The sequence below is a fragment of the Klebsiella sp. BDA134-6 genome, from assembly GCF_015601345.1.
GTDB classification, from domain to species: Bacteria; Pseudomonadota; Gammaproteobacteria; order Enterobacterales; family Enterobacteriaceae; genus Klebsiella; species Klebsiella grimontii.
Window position 1 is genome coordinate 4,489,128 of sequence record NZ_CP064784.1, and the last position, 19,808, is coordinate 4,508,935.

At 52.7% G+C, this 19,808-nt stretch carries 14 protein-coding genes, 1 tRNA gene, 2 rRNA genes and 1 other annotated feature; of the genes, 7 read left to right on the top strand and 10 right to left on the bottom strand.

Going from position 1 to position 19,808, the window contains the following annotated elements; translation table 11 throughout:
* Nucleotides 1–136 precede the first annotated feature (136 nt).
* The 6 genes from IYV58_RS20665 to rluD form a co-directional block, all read right to left on the bottom strand.
* A 23S ribosomal RNA gene (locus IYV58_RS20665) occupies nt 137–3,043 on the bottom strand.
* 190 nt (nt 3,044–3,233) lie between these two features.
* Nucleotides 3,234–3,308: transfer RNA gene (locus tag IYV58_RS20670), tRNA-Glu, on the bottom strand.
* An 87-nt stretch (nt 3,309–3,395) separates the two neighbouring features.
* Nucleotides 3,396–4,935, bottom strand: a 16S ribosomal RNA gene (locus IYV58_RS20675).
* Together the 16S and 23S rRNA genes with 1 tRNA gene alongside form the textbook arrangement of a ribosomal RNA operon.
* 451 nt (nt 4,936–5,386) lie before the next feature.
* Entirely contained in the window at nt 5,387–7,960 is a 2,574-nt protein-coding gene (gene clpB, locus IYV58_RS20680; RefSeq protein ID WP_049115413.1) for an ATP-dependent chaperone ClpB, read from the bottom strand.
* A gap of 127 nt (nt 7,961–8,087) precedes the next feature.
* Nucleotides 8,088–8,819 carry a purine nucleoside phosphorylase YfiH gene (yfiH, locus tag IYV58_RS20685; RefSeq protein WP_004123735.1) on the bottom strand — a complete coding sequence of 244 codons (732 nt, stop codon included), beginning with the start codon at nt 8,817–8,819 and terminating at the stop codon, nt 8,088–8,090.
* Nucleotides 8,816–9,796, bottom strand: a complete 981-nt coding sequence (rluD, locus tag IYV58_RS20690) for a 23S rRNA pseudouridine(1911/1915/1917) synthase RluD (RefSeq protein WP_004123738.1) — start codon at nt 9,794–9,796, stop codon at nt 8,816–8,818. Before rluD ends, yfiH begins: the two co-directional genes overlap by 4 nt.
* A gap of 132 nt (nt 9,797–9,928) precedes the next feature.
* Here rluD and bamD point away from each other — a divergent pair, with 132 nt between their 5' ends.
* From bamD to pheA, 4 genes are all read left to right on the top strand, one after another.
* A complete protein-coding gene (gene bamD / locus IYV58_RS20695; protein ID WP_004123741.1) occupies nt 9,929–10,666 on the top strand; it encodes an outer membrane protein assembly factor BamD in 738 nt (245 codons plus the stop codon).
* Nucleotides 10,667–10,937: 271 nt separating this feature from the next.
* Nucleotides 10,938–11,273: a ribosome-associated translation inhibitor RaiA gene (raiA, locus tag IYV58_RS20700; RefSeq protein ID WP_004104616.1), complete on the top strand. Its 336-nt coding sequence runs from the start codon at nt 10,938–10,940 to the stop codon at nt 11,271–11,273.
* A 106-nt stretch (nt 11,274–11,379) separates the two neighbouring features.
* Nucleotides 11,380–11,504, top strand: a sequence feature (Phe leader region).
* The gene (gene pheL, locus IYV58_RS20705; protein ID WP_101706155.1) at nt 11,381–11,428 is read left to right on the top strand and encodes a pheA operon leader peptide PheL; all 48 of its coding nucleotides are present in this window, start codon (nt 11,381–11,383) and stop codon (nt 11,426–11,428) included. It overlaps the preceding feature by 48 nt.
* Before the next feature lie 30 nt (nt 11,505–11,534).
* On the top strand, nt 11,535–12,695 hold the full coding sequence (gene pheA / locus IYV58_RS20710) for a bifunctional chorismate mutase/prephenate dehydratase (RefSeq protein WP_004123744.1): 1,161 nt from the start codon (nt 11,535–11,537) through the stop codon (nt 12,693–12,695).
* Here the strand turns inward: pheA and IYV58_RS20715 are convergent.
* The 3 genes from IYV58_RS20715 to aroF form a co-directional block, all read right to left on the bottom strand.
* Nucleotides 12,692–13,564, bottom strand: coding sequence for an SMP-30/gluconolactonase/LRE family protein (locus IYV58_RS20715; protein ID WP_087829091.1), 873 nt, complete (start codon nt 13,562–13,564; stop codon nt 12,692–12,694). The genes pheA and IYV58_RS20715 overlap by 4 nt on opposite strands.
* 68 nt (nt 13,565–13,632) lie before the next feature.
* Complete coding sequence (tyrA, locus tag IYV58_RS20720; protein ID WP_004123751.1) at nt 13,633–14,754, bottom strand: bifunctional chorismate mutase/prephenate dehydrogenase; 1,122 nt, start codon at nt 14,752–14,754, stop codon at nt 13,633–13,635.
* A gap of 9 nt (nt 14,755–14,763) precedes the next feature.
* Entirely contained in the window at nt 14,764–15,834 is a 1,071-nt protein-coding gene (gene aroF / locus IYV58_RS20725) for a 3-deoxy-7-phosphoheptulonate synthase AroF (protein ID WP_004123753.1), read from the bottom strand.
* 344 nt (nt 15,835–16,178) lie between these two features.
* Here aroF and IYV58_RS20730 point away from each other — a divergent pair, with 344 nt between their 5' ends.
* From IYV58_RS20730 to IYV58_RS20740, 3 genes are read left to right on the top strand one after another with little or no spacing between them, the layout of a single operon-like run.
* Nucleotides 16,179–16,688, top strand: a complete 510-nt coding sequence (locus IYV58_RS20730) for a regulatory sequestration protein YfiR (protein ID WP_049250678.1) — start codon at nt 16,179–16,181, stop codon at nt 16,686–16,688.
* Nucleotides 16,681–17,904, top strand: coding sequence for a diguanylate cyclase DgcN/YfiN (gene dgcN, locus IYV58_RS20735; protein WP_195729227.1), 1,224 nt, complete (start codon nt 16,681–16,683; stop codon nt 17,902–17,904). The genes IYV58_RS20730 and dgcN overlap by 8 nt, the downstream gene beginning before the upstream one ends.
* Nucleotides 17,905–17,915: 11 nt before the next feature.
* Nucleotides 17,916–18,398 (top strand): OmpA family protein, encoded by a 483-nt coding sequence (locus tag IYV58_RS20740; protein WP_004136929.1) that lies wholly within the window; start codon nt 17,916–17,918, stop codon nt 18,396–18,398.
* 5 nt (nt 18,399–18,403) lie between these two features.
* Here the strand turns inward: IYV58_RS20740 and IYV58_RS20745 are convergent, their stop codons facing one another.
* Nucleotides 18,404–19,777, bottom strand: a complete 1,374-nt coding sequence (locus IYV58_RS20745; RefSeq protein WP_123828924.1) for a PepSY-associated TM helix domain-containing protein — start codon at nt 19,775–19,777, stop codon at nt 18,404–18,406.
* Nucleotides 19,778–19,808 lie beyond the last annotated feature (31 nt).

A 19,808-nucleotide genomic window follows, 5' to 3' on the forward strand; every position in this document is an offset into this window, starting at 1 on the left:
TCACATACCTCAGTATGCTCCTTCCTTTACTTCATTTGCCGCCTTGCCTCAGCGTAAAATCTTTCGTTCCCGAAAATCTGTAATCAATGCTGAAATTGTTGTCTTCTCAAATCCGCCAAAACATCTTCGGCGTTGTAAGGTTAAGCCTCACGGTTCATTAGTACCGGTTAGCTCAACGCATCGCTGCGCTTACACACCCGGCCTATCAACGTCGTCGTCTTCAACGTTCCTTCAGGACCCTTAAAGGGTCAGGGAGAACTCATCTCGGGGCAAGTTTCGTACTTAGATGCTTTCAGCACTTATCTCTTCCGCATTTAGCTACCGGGCAATGCCATTGGCATGACAACCCGAACACCAGTGATGCGTCCACTCCGGTCCTCTCGTACTAGGAGCAGCCCCCCTCAATTCTCCAGCGCCCACGGCAGATAGGGACCGAACTGTCTCACGACGTTCTAAACCCAGCTCGCGTACCACTTTAAATGGCGAACAGCCATACCCTTGGGACCTACTTCAGCCCCAGGATGTGATGAGCCGACATCGAGGTGCCAAACACCGCCGTCGATATGAACTCTTGGGCGGTATCAGCCTGTTATCCCCGGAGTACCTTTTATCCGTTGAGCGATGGCCCTTCCATTCAGAACCACCGGATCACTATGACCTGCTTTCGCACCTGCTCGCGCCGTCACGCTCGCAGTCAAGCCAGCTTATGCCATTGCACTAACCTCCTGATGTCCGACCAGGATTAGCTGACCTTCGTGCTCCTCCGTTACTCTTTAGGAGGAGACCGCCCCAGTCAAACTACCCACCAGACACTGTCCGCAACCCCGATTAGGGGCCCACGTTAGAACACCAGCCATTAAAGGGTGGTATTTCAAGGATGGCTCCACGCAGACTGGCGTCCACGCTTCAAAGCCTCCCACCTATCCTACACATCAAGGACCAGTGTTCAGTGTCAAGCTATAGTAAAGGTTCACGGGGTCTTTCCGTCTTGCCGCGGGTACACTGCATCTTCACAGCGAGTTCAATTTCACTGAGTCTCGGGTGGAGACAGCCTGGCCATCATTACGCCATTCGTGCAGGTCGGAACTTACCCGACAAGGAATTTCGCTACCTTAGGACCGTTATAGTTACGGCCGCCGTTTACCGGGGCTTCGATCAAGAGCTTCTCCTTACGGATAACCCCATCAATTAACCTTCCGGCACCGGGCAGGCGTCACACCGTATACGTCCACTTTCGTGTTTGCACAGTGCTGTGTTTTTAATAAACAGTTGCAGCCAGCTGGTATCTTCGACTGATTTCAGCTCCATGGGTAAACCACTTCACCTACGTATCAGCGTGCCTTCTCCCGAAGTTACGGCACCATTTTGCCTAGTTCCTTCACCCGAGTTCTCTCAAGCGCCTTGGTATTCTCTACCTGACCACCTGTGTCGGTTTGGGGTACGATTTGATGTTACCTGATGCTTAGAGGCTTTTCCTGGAAGCAGGGCATTTGTCACTTCAGCACCGTAGTGCCTCGTCATCACACCTCAGCGTTAATAACGTTCCGGATTTACCTGGAACATCCGCCTACATGCTTAAACCGGGACAACCGTCGCCCGGCCAACATAGCCTTCTCCGTCCCCCCTTCGCAGTAACACCAAGTACAGGAATATTAACCTGTTTCCCATCGACTACGCCTTTCGGCCTCGCCTTAGGGGTCGACTCACCCTGCCCCGATTAACGTTGGACAGGAACCCTTGGTCTTCCGGCGTGCGGGTTTTTCACGCGCATTATCGTTACTTATGTCAGCATTCGCACTTCTGATACCTCCAGCAACCCTCACAGGCCACCTTCAACGGCTTACAGAACGCTCCCCTACCCAACAACACATAGTGTCGCTGCCGCAGCTTCGGTGCATGGTTTAGCCCCGTTACATCTTCCGCGCAGGCCGACTCGACCAGTGAGCTATTACGCTTTCTTTAAATGATGGCTGCTTCTAAGCCAACATCCTGGCTGTCTGGGCCTTCCCACATCGTTTCCCACTTAACCATGACTTTGGGACCTTAGCTGGCGGTCTGGGTTGTTTCCCTCTTCACGACGGACGTTAGCACCCGCCGTGTGTCTCCCGTGATAACATTCTTCGGTATTCGTAGTTTGCATCGGGTTGGTAAGTCGGGATGACCCCCTAGCCGAAACAGTGCTCTACCCCCGAAGATGAGTTCACGAGGCGCTACCTAAATAGCTTTCGGGGAGAACCAGCTATCTCCCGGTTTGATTGGCCTTTCACCCCCAGCCACAAGTCATCCGCTAATTTTTCAACATTAGTCGGTTCGGTCCTCCAGTTAGTGTTACCCAACCTTCAACCTGCCCATGGCTAGATCACCGGGTTTCGGGTCTATACCCTGCAACTTAACGCCCAGTTAAGACTCGGTTTCCCTGCGGCTCCCCTATACGGTTAACCTTGCTACAGAATATAAGTCGCTGACCCATTATACAAAAGGTACGCAGTCACCCAACAAGTGGGCTCCTACTGCTTGTACGTACACGGTTTCAGGTTCTTTTTCACTCCCCTCGCCGGGGTTCTTTTCGCCTTTCCCTCACGGTACTGGTTCACTATCGGTCAGTCAGGAGTATTTAGCCTTGGAGGATGGTCCCCCCATATTCAGACAGGATACCACGTGTCCCGCCCTACTCTTCGAGTTCACAGCCTGTGCGTTTTAGTGTACGGGAGTATCACCCTGTACCCTGCGACTTTCCAGACGCTTCCACTAACACACAAGCTGATTCAGACTCCGGGCTGCTCCCCGTTCGCTCGCCGCTACTGGGGGAATCTCGGTTGATTTCTTTTCCTCGGGGTACTTAGATGTTTCAGTTCCCCCGGTTCGCCTCGTTTGACTATGTATTCATCAAACGATAGTGCAACGAATTGCACTGGGTTTCCCCATTCGGACATCGCCGGCTGTAACGGTTCATATCACCTTACCGACGCTTTTCGCAGATTAGCACGTCCTTCATCGCCTCTGACTGCCAGGGCATCCACCGTGTACGCTTAGTCGCTTAACCTCACAACCCGAAGATGTTTCGTAAAACATCATCGTGTCGCGAAAATTTGAGAGACTCGAACACACCTAACATGTGTGTCGTTTCAATTTTCAGCTTGATCCAGATTTTTAAAGAGCAAATATCTCAAACGTCACCCGAAGATGAGTTTTGAGATATCGGTTGGTTGTGCCTTTCACTCACAGCCAGCAAGTGGCGTCCCCTAGGGGATTCGAACCCCTGTTGCCGCCGTGAAAGGGCGGAGTCCTAACCGCTAGACGAAGGGGACACGAGGTGTCGCGACTTCGCAGCCGTCTTGCTTCTTTACATCTATCAGACAATCTGTGTGAGCACTACAAAGGCAGGTTCTTTAAGGTAAGGAGGTGATCCAACCGCAGGTTCCCCTACGGTTACCTTGTTACGACTTCACCCCAGTCATGAATCACAAAGTGGTAAGCGCCCTCCCGAAGGTTAAGCTACCTACTTCTTTTGCAACCCACTCCCATGGTGTGACGGGCGGTGTGTACAAGGCCCGGGAACGTATTCACCGTGGCATTCTGATCCACGATTACTAGCGATTCCGACTTCATGGAGTCGAGTTGCAGACTCCAATCCGGACTACGACATACTTTATGAGGTCCGCTTGCTCTCGCGAGGTCGCTTCTCTTTGTATATGCCATTGTAGCACGTGTGTAGCCCTACTCGTAAGGGCCATGATGACTTGACGTCATCCCCACCTTCCTCCAGTTTATCACTGGCAGTCTCCTTTGAGTTCCCGACCGAATCGCTGGCAACAAAGGATAAGGGTTGCGCTCGTTGCGGGACTTAACCCAACATTTCACAACACGAGCTGACGACAGCCATGCAGCACCTGTCTCAGAGTTCCCGAAGGCACCAAAGCATCTCTGCTAAGTTCTCTGGATGTCAAGAGTAGGTAAGGTTCTTCGCGTTGCATCGAATTAAACCACATGCTCCACCGCTTGTGCGGGCCCCCGTCAATTCATTTGAGTTTTAACCTTGCGGCCGTACTCCCCAGGCGGTCGACTTAACGCGTTAGCTCCGGAAGCCACTCCTCAAGGGAACAACCTCCAAGTCGACATCGTTTACAGCGTGGACTACCAGGGTATCTAATCCTGTTTGCTCCCCACGCTTTCGCACCTGAGCGTCAGTCTTTGTCCAGGGGGCCGCCTTCGCCACCGGTATTCCTCCAGATCTCTACGCATTTCACCGCTACACCTGGAATTCTACCCCCCTCTACAAGACTCCAGCCTGCCAGTTTCGAATGCAGTTCCCAGGTTGAGCCCGGGGATTTCACATCCGACTTGACAGACCGCCTGCGTGCGCTTTACGCCCAGTAATTCCGATTAACGCTTGCACCCTCCGTATTACCGCGGCTGCTGGCACGGAGTTAGCCGGTGCTTCTTCTGCGGGTAACGTCAATCGACAAGGTTATTAACCTTATCGCCTTCCTCCCCGCTGAAAGTACTTTACAACCCGAAGGCCTTCTTCATACACGCGGCATGGCTGCATCAGGCTTGCGCCCATTGTGCAATATTCCCCACTGCTGCCTCCCGTAGGAGTCTGGACCGTGTCTCAGTTCCAGTGTGGCTGGTCATCCTCTCAGACCAGCTAGGGATCGTCGCCTAGGTGAGCCGTTACCCCACCTACTAGCTAATCCCATCTGGGCACATCTGATGGCAAGAGGCCCGAAGGTCCCCCTCTTTGGTCTTGCGACGTTATGCGGTATTAGCTACCGTTTCCAGTAGTTATCCCCCTCCATCAGGCAGTTTCCCAGACATTACTCACCCGTCCGCCACTCGTCACCCGAGAGCAAGCTCTCTGTGCTACCGTTCGACTTGCATGTGTTAGGCCTGCCGCCAGCGTTCAATCTGAGCCATGATCAAACTCTTCAATTTAAGTTTGATGCTCGTGAATTAAACTTCGTAATGAATTACGTGTTCACTCAGAGACTTGGTATTCATTTTTCGTCTTGCGACGTTAAGAATCCATGTCACTTTGAGTGCCCACACAGATTGTCTGATAAATTGTTAAAGAGCAGTGCAACGCGGCTTTCGCTCACCGTTGCGAGGTCCCGTATAATACGTTTTCCTCATTCAGAGTCAAGCGTTTAATTTCGCTTTTCTCTGCCGGTATTCATCACTGAATCCCGCTGACCCGGCGGCTTGCGTGCCGTTGTTCCGTGTCAGTGGAGGCGCATTATAGGGAGTAATTCTGAAGTGGCAAGGGGAATTTTAAAAAAAAATCTCACCCGCTCAATTTTCAGCCAAAACATCGACTGAGATTAAATTATTGCCTGGTTTTTAAACAAAAACGAGCCGAGTTGGCCCGTTTTTGCTGTTTTGTGATTTACTGCACTGCCACTATCCGGTCATTTTTCACGACCAGCCGTACTTCTTTACCCGGAATCAGCTCACCGGAAAGAATCTGCTGTGCCAGCGGGTTTTCGATCTGCTGCTGGATAGCACGTTTTAGAGGACGTGCGCCATAAACCGGATCGTAGCCGTTTTCGCTAAGCAGCTTCAGCGCCTCATCAGAGAGGTGGACTTCGTAGCCGCGCTCCTCCAGTCGTTTATACAACCGCTGCAGCTGAATCTGCGCAATAGAAGCAATATGTTTTTCACCTAACGGGTGGAAGACAACCACTTCATCAATACGGTTGATAAATTCCGGGCGGAAGCTTTGACTAACCACGCCCAGCACCAGATCTTTCATGTGACTATAATCCAGGGCACCAAAACGTTCCTGAATGAGATCCGAACCGAGGTTGGAGGTCATGATGACCACCGTATTGCGGAAGTCGACCGTTCTCCCCTGCCCGTCAGTTAAACGTCCATCGTCCAGTACCTGCAGCAGAATGTTAAAGACATCCGGATGCGCTTTTTCCACTTCATCCAGCAGGATGACGGAATAAGGGCGACGGCGGACCGCCTCAGTGAGATAACCGCCTTCTTCATAACCGACGTATCCCGGAGGTGCCCCAACCAGACGTGAAACGGAATGTTTCTCCATAAACTCTGACATGTCGATACGTACCATCGCATCGTCGCTATCAAACATAAAGTTAGCCAGCGCTTTACAGAGTTCTGTCTTACCTACCCCGGTAGGGCCAAGGAACAGGAACGAGCCAATCGGACGGTTAGGGTCGGATAACCCGGCACGACTACGGCGGATCGCGTTCGATACCGCTTCAACCGCTTCGTTCTGACCAATAACGCGGCTATGCAGCTCCTGCTCCATACGCAGCAGCTTCTCACGTTCGCCTTCGAGCATTCTCGCAACCGGAATCCCCGTCCAACGAGCCAGCACTTCCGCGATTTCCGCATCCGTGACTTTATTACGCAGCAGACGCATGGTCTTGCCTTCAGACTGCGTTGCCGCCGCCAGCTGCTTTTCCAGTTCCGGGATCTTACCGTACTGCAGCTCGGACATCCGCGCCAGATCGCCGACGCGACGCGCCTGCTCAATCGCGATTTTAGCCTGTTCCAGCTCGGCCTTAATCGTCTGGGTACCAGAGAGCGACGCTTTTTCAGCCTTCCACTCTTCTTCTAAGACTGAATATTGACGTTCTTTATCCGCCAGTTCCTCATTCAGCATATCCAACCGCTTAATGCTGGCTTCGTCAGACTCTTTCTTCAACGCCTGCTGTTCCAGCTTGAGTTGAATGATGCGTCGATCGAGTCTGTCCAGCTCTTCCGGTTTTGAGTCAATCTGCATGCGGATGCTGGACGCAGCTTCATCGATCAAGTCGATAGCTTTATCCGGCAGCTGTCGGTCGGCGATATAACGGTGAGACAGCGTAGCCGCCGCTACAATCGCCGGGTCAGTGATCTGCACGTGGTGGTGCAGTTCATAACGCTCTTTCAGACCACGCAAAATCGCAATGGTATCTTCAACTGTCGGTTCCGCAACGAACACTTTCTGGAAACGACGCTCCAGCGCGGCGTCTTTCTCAATGTACTGGCGATACTCATCCAGTGTCGTGGCGCCCACGCAGTGCAGCTCACCACGCGCCAGCGCCGGTTTCAGCATATTCCCGGCGTCCATAGCACCGTCTGCTTTACCTGCGCCCACCATCGTGTGCAGCTCATCGATAAAGAGGATGACGTTGCCTTCCTGCTTGGCGAGATCGTTTAGCACGCCTTTTAAACGTTCTTCAAACTCACCGCGATACTTGGCACCCGCCACCAGCGCGCCCATATCAAGCGCCAGGACTCGACGCCCCTTCAACCCTTCCGGTACTTCACCGTTGACGATCCGCTGCGCCAGCCCTTCAACAATGGCCGTTTTACCTACGCCGGGTTCACCAATCAGCACCGGGTTATTTTTGGTACGACGCTGCAGAACCTGAATCGTTCGACGAATTTCTTCATCACGGCCAATTACCGGGTCAAGCTTGCCCTGCTCGGCACGTTCGGTCAGATCGACGGTAAATTTTTTCAAAGCCTGACGTTGGTCTTCGGCTCCCTGATCGTTCACGCTTTCACCTCCGCGCATTTGTTCAATCGCCTGACTCACGTTAGCGGTTGTGGCTCCGGCGGATTTTAAAAGGTCGGTCAGAGTGCCGCGTGATTCAAGCGCAGCCAGAACGAACAGTTCTGACGAAATAAAGTTGTCCTTTCTCTTTTGCGCCAGCTTGTCGCAAAGGTTAAGGATACGCACTAAATCCTGAGAAGGTTGAACATCGCCACCGGTACCTTCCACCTGCGGCAATCGGCTCAACGCCTGTTCAATATTGGTGCGTAACTCTCCGGCGTTGATGCCAGCCGAAGTTAATAAAGGACGTACCGATCCCCCTTCCTGATTCAGCAAGGCGCTCATTAGATGAAGAGGTTCGATGAATTGGTTGTCGTGCCCAAGCGCAAGAGACTGGGCATCGGCAAGAGCAAGCTGGAATTTATTGGTAAGACGATCCAGACGCATAACTCCTCCCATAACAGGTCAAATTTGCTACTGGAGATTAAATGAGGTCATCCCTCAATTATTCAAGGTTAAAGACCTGAACTATGCAAAAATAAGTTTGCCTTCTGGATCGTCTTAGTTCGGCAGGTTATATCAGCCAGATGAAACTTGCCATACGACCCGTCGTCTTGTCGCGACGATAAGAGAAAAAATCATCTTTTTCGCTGAGGGTACAGCGGTCTCCGCCAAAAATCTGCTCAACGCCAACGCTCGACAGACGCTGACGGGCAAGCTGATAGATATCAGCAAAATACTTCTCACCCGCAGGGCGAAATGCGCGCTCCGCCTGGGTATCTTTTGCCATAAAGGCCTCACGCACCTCCGGGCCAACCTCAAACGCGTCCGGCCCGATAGCGGGGCCAAGCCAGGCCATAATATTTTCCGGACTATCGGCAAAACAGGCAACGGTTTCTTCCAGCACGCCTTCGCAAAGACCTCGCCAGCCGGCATGAGCAGCCGCAACCTCCGTACCCGCGCGGTTACAAAAAAGCACCGGCAGGCAATCAGCGGTCATCACCGCGCATACCGTACCCGGCACATTACAGTATGACGCATCCGCACGCTTTGACTCGTACGGCCCGCCGTCGAGTTTTAACACTGCCGTACCGTGAACCTGTTCCAGCCACACCGGGTATGACGGCAGACCGCCAGCGGCAAACATGCGCCGACGGTTCTCTTCTACGTGCTGCAGATTGTCTCCGCAATGAGCGCCGAGGTTAAGTGAATCGTATGGCGATAAACTTACCCCGCCAACGCGCGTGGAACTACAGGCAGCAACGCCTTCCGGCATCGGCCATTGCGGTACAATCACTTTAGTCATAACCAGTCGATATCGTCTTTATGAGTTTCAAAATCAGCGCGCATGGCATCGATCAAATCAACCATATCCTGCGGAATTGGCGCATGCCATTCCATTTCAATACCGCTGATCGGATGGTATAAGCGCAGCATCGTGGCATGAAGAGCCTGGCGGTCGAACTTACGCAGAGCAGTGATGAACTCTTCCGACGCACCTTTAGGCGGACGTGGGCGCCCTCCATAAACCTGATCGCCCACCAGCGGATGGGTGATGTGCGCCATGTGCACGCGAATCTGGTGCGTACGACCGGTCTCGAGGCGCAAACGCAAACGAGTATGAATGCGAAAATGCTCCATGATCCGATAGTGCGTCACCGCCGGTTTCCCCATGGGATGTACCGCCATATGCGTACGCTTGGTCGGGTGACGGCTAATCGGTTCTTCAACCGTTCCGCCAGCCGTCATATGACCAATCGCTACCGCTTCATATTCACGGGTAATTTCACGCAGCTGCAGGGATTCCACCAGTCGGGTTTGCGCCGGGATAGTCTTTGCTACCACCATTAAACCAGTGGTGTCTTTATCAAGACGGTGCACGATCCCCGCCCGCGGCACGTCAGCAATGGCGGGATAGTAGTGCAACAGCGCATTCAGCACAGTACCGTCAGGGTTGCCCGCGCCGGGGTGCACAACTAAATCGCGCGGTTTATTAATTACGAGGATGTCATCATCTTCATAAACGATATTGAGCGGAATATCCTGCGGTTGGAAACGGACTTCTTCTTCGATTTCAACATCGATAGCAATCGTCTCTCCCCCCAGCACTTTTTCTTTCGGCTTGTCGCTGACGCAGCCGTTTACCAGCACTCTCTGGTCAAGGATCCATTCTTTTATGCGCGAACGCGAATAATCCGGGAACAATTCGGCCAAAGCCTGATCTAAGCGTTGTCCGAGTTGATTTTCGGACACCGTTGCGTTGAGTTGTACTCGTTGTGCCATATACAGCTTCTTCGTTTTAACGTTGGGTTTTACGGCTTTGCCGTTTAATATAGTGTGCTATTGTAGCTGGTCTTAATCGGGAGCAGGAACAGAGATTCTCCCGCATAAACATTTTGAGGAAGTCAAAACGTCATGACGCGCATGAAATACCTGGTGGCAGCAGCCACACTGAGCCTGGCTTTGGTGGGTTGCTCTGGCTCAAAGGAGGAGGTGCCCGATAATCCGCCGAATGAGATCTACGCGACCGCTCAGCAAAAGCTGCAGGACGGTAACTGGAAACAGGCAATAACGCAACTGGAAGCGTTGGATAACCGTTATCCCTTTGGACCTTATTCCCAACAGGTACAGTTGGACCTGATTTATGCGTACTACAAAAACGCCGATCTACCGCTGGCTCAGGCCGCCATCGATCGCTTTGTGCGCCTGAACCCGACTCATCCTAACATTGATTACGTTATTTATATGCGTGGTCTGACAAATATGGCGTTGGATGACAGTGCGCTGCAGGGCTTCTTCGGCGTCGACCGTTCTGACCGCGACCCACAACACGCGCGCGATGCCTTTAACGACTTCTCCAAACTGGTTCGTGGCTATCCCAACAGCCAGTACTCTACTGACGCCTATAAACGTATGGTGTTCCTGAAGGATCGTCTGGCGAAGTACGAGCTGTCGGTTGTGGATTACTACACCGATCGTGGCGCATGGGTTGCGGTAGTTAACCGCGTAGACGGCATGCTGCGTAACTATCCGGATACGCAGGCCACCCGCGATGCGCTGCCGAAGATGGAAAACGCCTACCGTCAGATGCAGATGAACGCGCAGGCTGACAAAGTTGCGAAAATCATTGCAGCCAATAGCAAGAACACCTGATAGCCCTTAGATAAGCAAAACGGCAGCCAGATGGCTGCCGTTTTTTTATTCGTTAAATTGCTTAGCTGAAGCGGTTTAGCGCCGAGTTAACTCATCAAATATGGCTCCCTTTCTTCCTTTCCACAAGCAAAATCTCACCTGTTCCTGTCCTGTCTCACAAAACAGATTTGTTGACAAAAAGTGACAATAAAATGTGATTTAAATCACGCATTTTGACATTGGGCGAGGTATGCTGAGTTCACCAAGACGGGAAAGACAAGAGGTAAAATTTATGACAATGAACATTACCAGTAAACAAATGGAAATTACTCCGGCAATCCGCCAGCACGTCGCAGACCGTCTCGCCAAACTGGATAAATGGCAAACCCACTTAATTAACCCGCACATCATCCTCTCTAAGGAGCCGCAGGGTTTTGTCGCTGACGCCACCATCAATACGCCAAACGGACACCTGGTTGCCAGCGCGCGGCACGAAGACATGTATGCCGCAATCAACGAATTGATCAACAAGCTGGAACGGCAGCTCAATAAAGTGCAACACAAAGGGGAAGCCCGCCGCGCCGCGACATCGGTGAAAGAGGCAGGCTTTGTGGAAGAAGAAGAGTAATCCTTAACTTAAGCTTGTGTCATGCCACGCGCCTCCGGGCGCGTTTTTTATTGACAGAGTGAAAACAGTACAGGTACTGTAATCCCCACTAACTCAAGGAATTCATCGTGAAACTGATCCCGTTCTTCTTCGCATTCTTTTTTACCTTCCCCTGAATGGGAGGCAATTCGTCGTGTGATAAAGAATGCGAAGACGAACAACAAGGCCTCCCAAACGGGAGGCCTTTTTTATTGATAATCAATAACAAGAAAGGCAACACATATGACCGAGGAAAACCCATTACTGGCGCTACGCGATAAGATCAGCGCTCTGGATGAGAAGCTGCTGGCGCTGCTGGCAGAGCGCCGCGGCCTGGCCGTAGAGGTAGGAAAAGCCAAGCTGGCCTCGCACCGTCCGGTGCGGGATATCGACCGCGAGCGGGACTTACTGGAACGCTTGATGACGTTGGGGAAAAAACATCATCTCGATGCCCACTACATCACGCGCCTGTTCCAGCTGATCATTGAAGACTCGGTCCTTACCCAACAAACGCTACTGCAGCAGCACCTCAATAAAATCAATCCGCACTCCGCGCGCGTGGCGTTTCTCGGACCGAAAGGTTCATATTCGCATCTTGCGGCCCGCCAGTATGCCGCCCGCCACTTTGAACAGTTTATCGAAAGCGGCTGTGCGAAATTCGCCGATATCTTTGAGCAAGTGGAGACGGGCCAGGCCGACTATGCCGTCGTCCCCATTGAAAATACAAGCTCCGGCGGCATCAATGATGTTTACGATCTTCTGCAGCACACCAGCTTATCTATCGTCGGCGAGCTGACTCTGCCTATCGATCACTGCGTGCTGGTCTCAACATCCACCGACGCGCAACAGATTACGACGGTCTACAGCCATCCACAGCCGTTCCAGCAGTGCAGCCAGTACCTCAGCCGCTATCCGCACTGGAATATTGAATATACCGATAGCACCTCCTCAGCGATGGAAAAAGTCGCTCAGGCTAAATCGCCGACCGTTGCCGCGCTGGGCAGCGAAGCAGGCGGGGCGCTGCACGGTTTGCAGGTACTGGAACATTGTCAGGCTAACCAAACGCAAAATATCACCCGCTTCCTGGTTCTGGCGCGTAAAGCGGTGGAAGTCTCCGATCAGGTCCCCGCGAAAACCACGCTGTTGATGGCCACCGGCCAGCAAGCCGGGGCCCTGGTAGAAGCACTGCTGGTACTGCGAAACCATAACCTGATTATGACCAAGCTGGAGTCGCGTCCCATTCACGGTAATCCGTGGGAAGAGATGTTTTATCTGGATATCCAGGCCAACCTGGAATCACTGCCCATGCGTAAAGCTTTAAAAGAGCTGGCCGAGATAACACGTTCAATGAAGGTGCTGGGCTGTTATGCCAGCGAAAACGTGGTACCGGTCGAGCCGGTTTAACGCTCTATAAACGGCAATTTCTTCATCCCTGCCACGCTAACAGGCAGGGTGAAGATGGCGCCAGAAAGCGGATATTTCGCCACTTCCTCAGCATCCATATTCTCCCGCGTGGTGGTAATGTAGAGCGTCTTCATATCCGCTCCGCCAAAACAGACCATCGTCGGGCAACGCACCGGTAGACGATGCTCCTCCAGCTGCTCGCCCGTCGGCGAGAAGCGCGCAATACGCCAGCCGTCAAACATCGCGCTCCAGTAGCAACCTTCGGCATCGATGGCCGCGCCGTCTGGAATCCCCTCTCCCGGCTGAAAGCGCAGGAAGACCTCGCGTTTACCCGCCTCGCCCCGCTCATCGAGAGGTGTTCGATAGATAACGGCATTTGGCGTATCCGAGGTATACATCCAACGCTTGTCTTCGCTAAACGCCAGACCGTTAGCGCCGTGAATATCGCACTGGATAACCTGCGGGGAGAGATCGTTATCGATGCGCACTAAGAGCGCGCCGTTAAAATCTCCCGGTCCCCAGAAAGTCCCGGCATAAAAGCGGCCGTCGCGATCGGTTCCACCATCATTAAAGCGCGCTAATTGCGGATTGCTGGGGTTATCGCAGACTTTTCGCTGTAGAAGACCATGCGCATCAGTGAGCCAGATACCGCTGCGTAAAGCGACGATAAAACCGCCCTTTTCGCGCAGAGCAAAACAGCCGGGCTCCTCGGGAAATTGCAGAACCTGATGTTCACCCGTCTGCACGTCGTAGCGATGAATTTCGCATTCCATAATATCGGCCCAGTACAATGCCTGTTCGGCTTCGCTCCAGGTCGGACATTCCGGTAAATGCCCGGTGTAATCAAACAGCGGTTGTGGTTCAGCCATCGTTTTCATCCCTATAAAAAAAGCCAGCGGGTCACCCCTCTGGCTTTATTGTATACGTGTTTTACGCCTTACTGCCGATTATCATTCGCCTGGCGCAGCAACGTTCGGCTTTCGCTCTGGAAGCGCTGGGCATAGTCACCGAACCAGTGTTCAACCTTACGGAAGCTATCGATGAACGCCTGTTTATCTCCCTGCTCCAGCAGGCCGATAGCTTCACCGAAACGCTGGTAGTATCGCTTAATCAGCGCCAGGTTATTTTCCGAGGACATAATAATGTCAGCGTAGAGCTGCGGATCCTGGGCAAACAGTCGACCAACCATCGCCAGCTCCAGACGATAAATTGGCGACGAGAGCGCTAAAAGTTGCTCAAGACGCACGTTCTCTTCGGCCAGATGCAGACCATAAGCGAAGGTAGCAAAGTGGCGCAACGCCTGAATAAAGGCCATGTTCTGATCGTGTTCGATGGCGCTGATGCGATGCAGCCGAGCGCCCCAGACCTGAATTTGCTCCAGGAACCACTGATACGCCTCAGGCTGGCGGCCATCGCAGTACACCACTACCTGCTTCGCCAGACTGCCGCTATCAGGACCAAACATAGGATGCAGACCCAATACCGGACCTGTATGCGCAGCCAGCATCGCCTGCAGCGGTTCCGCTTTCACCGAAGCCAAATCGACCAGGATGCAGTCCGCCGGCAGCGGAGGCAACTGAGCAATCGTCGCCGCCGTGATATGAATCGGCACGCTGACGATAACCATGCCGGCATCGGCGACAATCTCGTCCGCCCGCGACCAGTCGTCTTTCTCCAGAATACGAACCTGATATCCGGAAAGCGTCAGCATTTTCTCAAACAGACGCCCCATTTGCCCGCCGCCGCCGACAATAACGACCGGACGCAGGTTCGGATAAAGCGTTTTAAAACCTTTATCGTTTTCGCTGGAATAAGACTCACGCATGACGCGACGCAAGACATCTTCGATAAGATCCGGCGGAACCCCAAGCGCAGCTGCCTCCTCACGGCGGGAGGCCAGCATCGCCGACTCGCGCTCAGGGACGTAAATCGGCAGGCCATATTGGCTTTTAACCTCTCCGACTTGCGCTACCAGCTCCAGGCGCTTAGCCAGCAGCTCCAGCAGCGCTTTATCGACTTCATCAATTTGATCGCGTAACGCGGTCAGTTCAGCAACCATATCATCCTCTTACGCCAGACGAGCCGCCAGATGGCCTCGCAGATCCTTATCAAGTTCGCGGAGCAGCGCATCGGTGGTTTCCCAACTAATGCAGGCATCGGTCACCGAGACGCCGTATTTCATATCGCAACGCGGCTGCTCAGAGGATTGATTACCTTCGTGGATATTGCTCTCAATCATCAGACCAATAATGGAACGGTTACCATCTTTGATCTGCGCGACCACGGATTCCGCAACCGCGGGCTGACGGCGGTAGTCTTTATTAGAATTCCCATGGCTGCAATCTACCATCAGAGAAGGTTTCAGTCCCGCCTGAGTCATCTCTTTTTCGCACTTCGCAACATCTTCCGGGCCGTAGTTTGGCGCTTTTCCACCACGCAGAATGACGTGACCGTTCGGATTGCCCTGCGTTTGCAGCAGGCACACCTGCCCGGCCTGGTTGATGCCGACGAAACGGTGCGGCATTGCGGCGGCGCGCATCGCGTTAATGGCGGTGGCAAGGCTACCGTCGGTGCCGTTTTTAAACCCAACCGGCATCGACAGGCCTGAAGCCATTTCGCGGTGAGTCTGGGATTCCGTCGTACGCGCGCCGATAGCGGACCAGCTAAACAGATCGCCGAGGTACTGAGGACTGTTTGGATCCAACGCTTCCGTCGCCAACGGCAGCCCCATATTGACCAGTTCAACCAGCAGACGACGCGCAATCTTCAGGCCGCCTTCCACATCAAACGAACCATCCATATGCGGATCGTTAATCAGCCCTTTCCAACCAACTGTGGTACGGGGTTTTTCAAAATAGACGCGCATGACCAGATAGAGGCTATCGCTGACCTCTGCGGCAAGAGCTTTAAAACGACGAGCGTACTCAATGGCGGTTTCAGGATCGTGAATCGAGCAAGGACCACACACCACCAGCAAGCGCGGATCGCGACCGGCGATGATGTCAGAGATAGTCTGTCGAGAGTGCGCGATCTGCGCTTCCTGCTCAACGCTCAAAGGGAATTCAGTTTTCAACTGATCCGGAGTGATCAAAACCTGTTCATCAGTAATATGTACGTTGTTCAGCGCGTCTTTTTGCATGATTGCGATCCTGTATAGCTCGTTTGCGATAGTTATTGCCTCAGCGAGGATGACGTAACGATACCACACAAAGTAAAGATTTCAATCCATATTACGTAAATTTTACTTTACACCAAGAAATTAAATCGCGCTACATTCCATTTTTATTGTACATTATTGTTTACACAAAGCGATTTAACGCCCATGACTCCCCTTTTGAAAGCCATTCTTTTACGAAAAATCCTGGTGAGAATTATCTTAAAGCGGCGAGGCTGGCTAATGACGCTTTTCATCAATAATGCTATTCTTCGCCCGGGTTTCAGCAATCTGCATCCCCCACGCTATGACAACCTGACGGAACCGTAATGACTGTTCTTCACCGTCTCTTTTTGACTTTAGTACTATCACTCGTGGGTATCTCTGCTGTTGCCTCCGGGCCGTCTGAAAATGTTCGGACGATCGTTTCGGGGATCGTGACTTATACACGCTGGCCGCAATTATCAGGTCCTCCAAGGCTATGTATTTTTTCGACATCACGTTATATCCATAGCCTGGCCGAAGAGGCACCGGAAATATTGCCTTACAAACCCGTGATTGTTCGTAATACAGAAGAAGCCTTACAGACGACCTGCGATGGTTTTTATTTTGGCAGTGAATCACCGATCCAACAGTCTGAATTTACGGCCAAATATGGAAACCGGCCCCTATTACTTATTGCGGAACAAAACACCGATTGCTCTATTGGCAGCGCTTTTTGCCTGCTTATAAACAATGAGAGAGTCAGATTTTCCGTAAATCTGGATGTACTGACGCACAGCGGCGTTCGGGTTAATCCCGAGGTGCTGATGCTTGCCCGGAAAACATCACATGAATAAGGATTTTTCTCAGGCCCGGCGCCCCACATTTAAAAGAGCGCTGCGCCGTATCAGCATGATAAGCGTGGTGATCTCTATGACACTGGTCTGGCTGTTACTCTGCGCCGCTTCCATATTCACACTTAAGCAGTACGCACAAAAAAACCTGGAGCTTACCGCCGCTACCATGGGTCGCAGCCTGGAAGCCACGCTTGTTTTCGGCGATAGCGCAGCGGCTGAAGATACGCTGGCCACGCTGGGAAGACAGGGGCAATTCTCCAAAGCCATTCTGGTCGATGGCCGACAAAAACCCTTCGCCTCATGGCATAACGAACGTCTGGTCAGGCAGGATAAAATCAGCGACATTATCAGCAAATGGTTATTTCCTGAACCCACGGTACAACCTATCTGGCACCAGGGGAAAATCATCGGTGAACTCCGTCTGACCGCGCTGGACCGGCTGATAAGCTATTTTCTTGGCATCTCAATTATTGTGCTCACCGGCAGCATTTTTCTTGCTTCCTGCATCGCTTTGCTCCTGACCCACTCGCTGCACCGCGGCATTGTGGCTGCATTACAGAGCATTACCGAAGTGGTACATGACATTCGCGAAAATCGCCATTTTTCTCGCCGGGTCCCCGAAGAGCGCATTGAAGAATTCCACCTTTTTGCCCAGGACTTTAATAGCCTGTTGGGCGAAATGGAGGACTGGCAGCGACAGCTTCAGGCTAAAAATGCTCAGCTCCTGCGCAGTTCATTGCACGATCCGTTGACCGGTCTGGCTAACAGAGCGGCTTTCCGTAATGTCATTAATGAGCTGATGAAAGACGAAACCGTCCACAGTAGTTCCGCGCTGTTATTTCTTGATGGCGATAACTTCAAGCTTATTAACGATAACTGGGGCCACGCAGCTGGCGATAAAGTGTTAATTGAAGTCGCGAGCCGCCTGATGGCCTTTGTCGGCAAACAGCATCAGGCATGGCGTCTCGGCGGCGATGAATTTGCCATTCTGCTACGCGATGTTCATTCAGAGGCCGAAGTTCAGGCCCTGTGCCGTGCGTTGTCCGAACAGTTTATCCCGCCGTTTAATCTCCACAATGGCCACACCGCCAGTCTGTCATTGAGTATTGGATACGCTTTAACCTGGGAACATGCCTCCGCGGAAAATCTGCAAGAGCTTGCCGATCAAAATATGTATCGGATGAAACACCAGCGCTTGCAGCAAACGCAAAAATAAAAGGAATCACCATGATTGGGAAATATTTTGCACCTGCTTTACTTGCCGCAATTTTTCTTAGCGGCTGCCAGGCCCCGCAAGGAAAATTCTCTGCAGAACAAATTGCAGCAATGAAGTCATACGGCTTTACTGAAACCAACGGCGACTGGTCATTAGGAATATCTGATACCATCTTATTTGATAAAAATGACTACCACCTGCGTGCCGATAGTAAGCAGCAAATCCGCACAATGGCTTCACGGCTGGCCACCACCGGTATTACCCACAGCCGTCTCGAAGGCCATACTGATAATTACGGCGAAGACGGCTACAACGAAATGTTATCGCTTAAGCGCGCCAACAGCGTTGCGGATGCCTGGGCCGAAGGGGCGAATATTCCACGCGCCAATTTGACCACTCGCGGACTTGGGAAAAAGTATCCGATAGCCAGTAACGATACCGCGAAAGGACGTGCTGAAAACCGCCGCGTCACGGTGGTTATCAGCACGCCTTAGACAACCTATTCGACTGGTTTAGCCTCTAACATCGCCGTTGCTGCACGCCAGCGCAGATAATCAACGGCGAGACATAGCGCGAGGCTGCCCCCCATTAGCGGCAGCGCAACCCCCAACAACAGTGCAATGACGGCAGTCAGCAGACGAGCGGGCCATGCTAATCCAAACCACGCCTGTATCAACGTATTGGCCGGGTTAAACGCCGCGCGCGCCGGGCGGCGGATCCACCACAAGCGATATCCCACTACTATCATCACGCAGAGTGCGGTTCCGAACGCGATAAGCAATAGCTGATTAACAAGGCCGAACAAAATTCCCATATGGAAATCAACACCCCAGCGGGTCAGCTTGGCCATGAGCGGAAAGTCGGAAAAATGCGTACGGTCCACGATCCGCATCGTTGACCCCTCGATCGCGACAGCATCAACCTGTGTTGGCCAGCTTCTGTCGATTTCATTTACCGTCCACGCGCGCCCGGAACCCGACGGCGGTCGAATCTCCAGCTTGCCGGCATCCAGCCCCGCCGCGCGTGCGGCCAGCAGAACCTTGTCAAACTCCTCTACGCGCAGCGGCGATGCTGCCGCCTCGCCCATCATCCTGCTTCCCATATGATGTTCCGCATGCGGATCGTGAACTGCCGGAACGGCGCTTTGCAGCTGCGTATTTACCTGTGGCGTCAGCCAACCAAAGGCGGCGCGCATCTTATCGACGTTACCACCGGCCCATTGTGACCACGTTAAACCGGTCGCAGAGAAGATGAGCATACCGACCAGCAATGCCCATCCGAGAGACACATGCAGGCGGCGGCTATTCTGCATCTTATTGTTAATGCGACGACGCGGGCGGGTCATCGACCACAGCGCGATCCCACCGAGAGCGGCAACCCACATCCAGGACGCAGCAAGCTCGCTGTACAGGCGACCAACACTTCCCAGGAGCAATGAGCGGTGGGCATAATCAATCCACTGACGCAGCGGCAAAATACCGCTGGTACCGTAAACCGGCAGATCTCCTTTTACCCTTAAAGTCACCGGATCGACAAAAATTGCCCGTGTTTCCGACTCGCCAAGGCTCGGGTCAATAAACATCACTCGGGTAGTATCGCCAGCCAGTATCCCCGGACGTACCGCATGCAGGCGCAGGTTTCCCTGAATAGCCTCTGTTGCTACGGTAATTTGCGCGCTGAGCGGCTGTTTTTCTCCACTGAGGGTACCGCGAAGCGCATCCTGATAGAGCCAGCTTTCCAGCTGCGGACTGGCGACATATAGCGTGCCGGTCAGAGCCGCCACAAAAATAAACGGTCCGATAAACAGTCCGATATAGAAATGAAGACGACGCAGCAGGTTCAGCCATGCTGCGCGCGAGGTGCAGGTAGTCATACTTTTCCTTTTTAAAAGCAAAAGAGAACGT

Excerpts from the sequence above, each read along its gene's own strand:
- clpB (WP_049115413.1), bottom strand. The coding sequence starts at position 7,960 with ATGCGTCTGGATCGTCTTACCAATAAATTCCAGCTTGCTCTTGCCGAT.
- yfiH (WP_004123735.1), bottom strand. The coding sequence starts at position 8,819 with ATGACTAAAGTGATTGTACCGCAATGGCCGATGCCGGAAGGCGTTGCT.
- rluD (WP_004123738.1), bottom strand. The coding sequence starts at position 9,796 with ATGGCACAACGAGTACAACTCAACGCAACGGTGTCCGAAAATCAACTC.
- bamD (WP_004123741.1), top strand. The coding sequence starts at position 9,929 with ATGACGCGCATGAAATACCTGGTGGCAGCAGCCACACTGAGCCTGGCT.
- raiA (WP_004104616.1), top strand. The coding sequence starts at position 10,938 with ATGACAATGAACATTACCAGTAAACAAATGGAAATTACTCCGGCAATC.
- pheA (WP_004123744.1), top strand. The coding sequence starts at position 11,535 with ATGACCGAGGAAAACCCATTACTGGCGCTACGCGATAAGATCAGCGCT.
- IYV58_RS20715 (WP_087829091.1), bottom strand. The coding sequence starts at position 13,564 with ATGGCTGAACCACAACCGCTGTTTGATTACACCGGGCATTTACCGGAA.
- tyrA (WP_004123751.1), bottom strand. The coding sequence starts at position 14,754 with ATGGTTGCTGAACTGACCGCGTTACGCGATCAAATTGATGAAGTCGAT.
- aroF (WP_004123753.1), bottom strand. The coding sequence starts at position 15,834 with ATGCAAAAAGACGCGCTGAACAACGTACATATTACTGATGAACAGGTT.
- IYV58_RS20730 (WP_049250678.1), top strand. The coding sequence starts at position 16,179 with ATGACTGTTCTTCACCGTCTCTTTTTGACTTTAGTACTATCACTCGTG.
- dgcN (WP_195729227.1), top strand. The coding sequence starts at position 16,681 with ATGAATAAGGATTTTTCTCAGGCCCGGCGCCCCACATTTAAAAGAGCG.
- IYV58_RS20740 (WP_004136929.1), top strand. The coding sequence starts at position 17,916 with ATGATTGGGAAATATTTTGCACCTGCTTTACTTGCCGCAATTTTTCTT.
- IYV58_RS20745 (WP_123828924.1), bottom strand. The coding sequence starts at position 19,777 with ATGACTACCTGCACCTCGCGCGCAGCATGGCTGAACCTGCTGCGTCGT.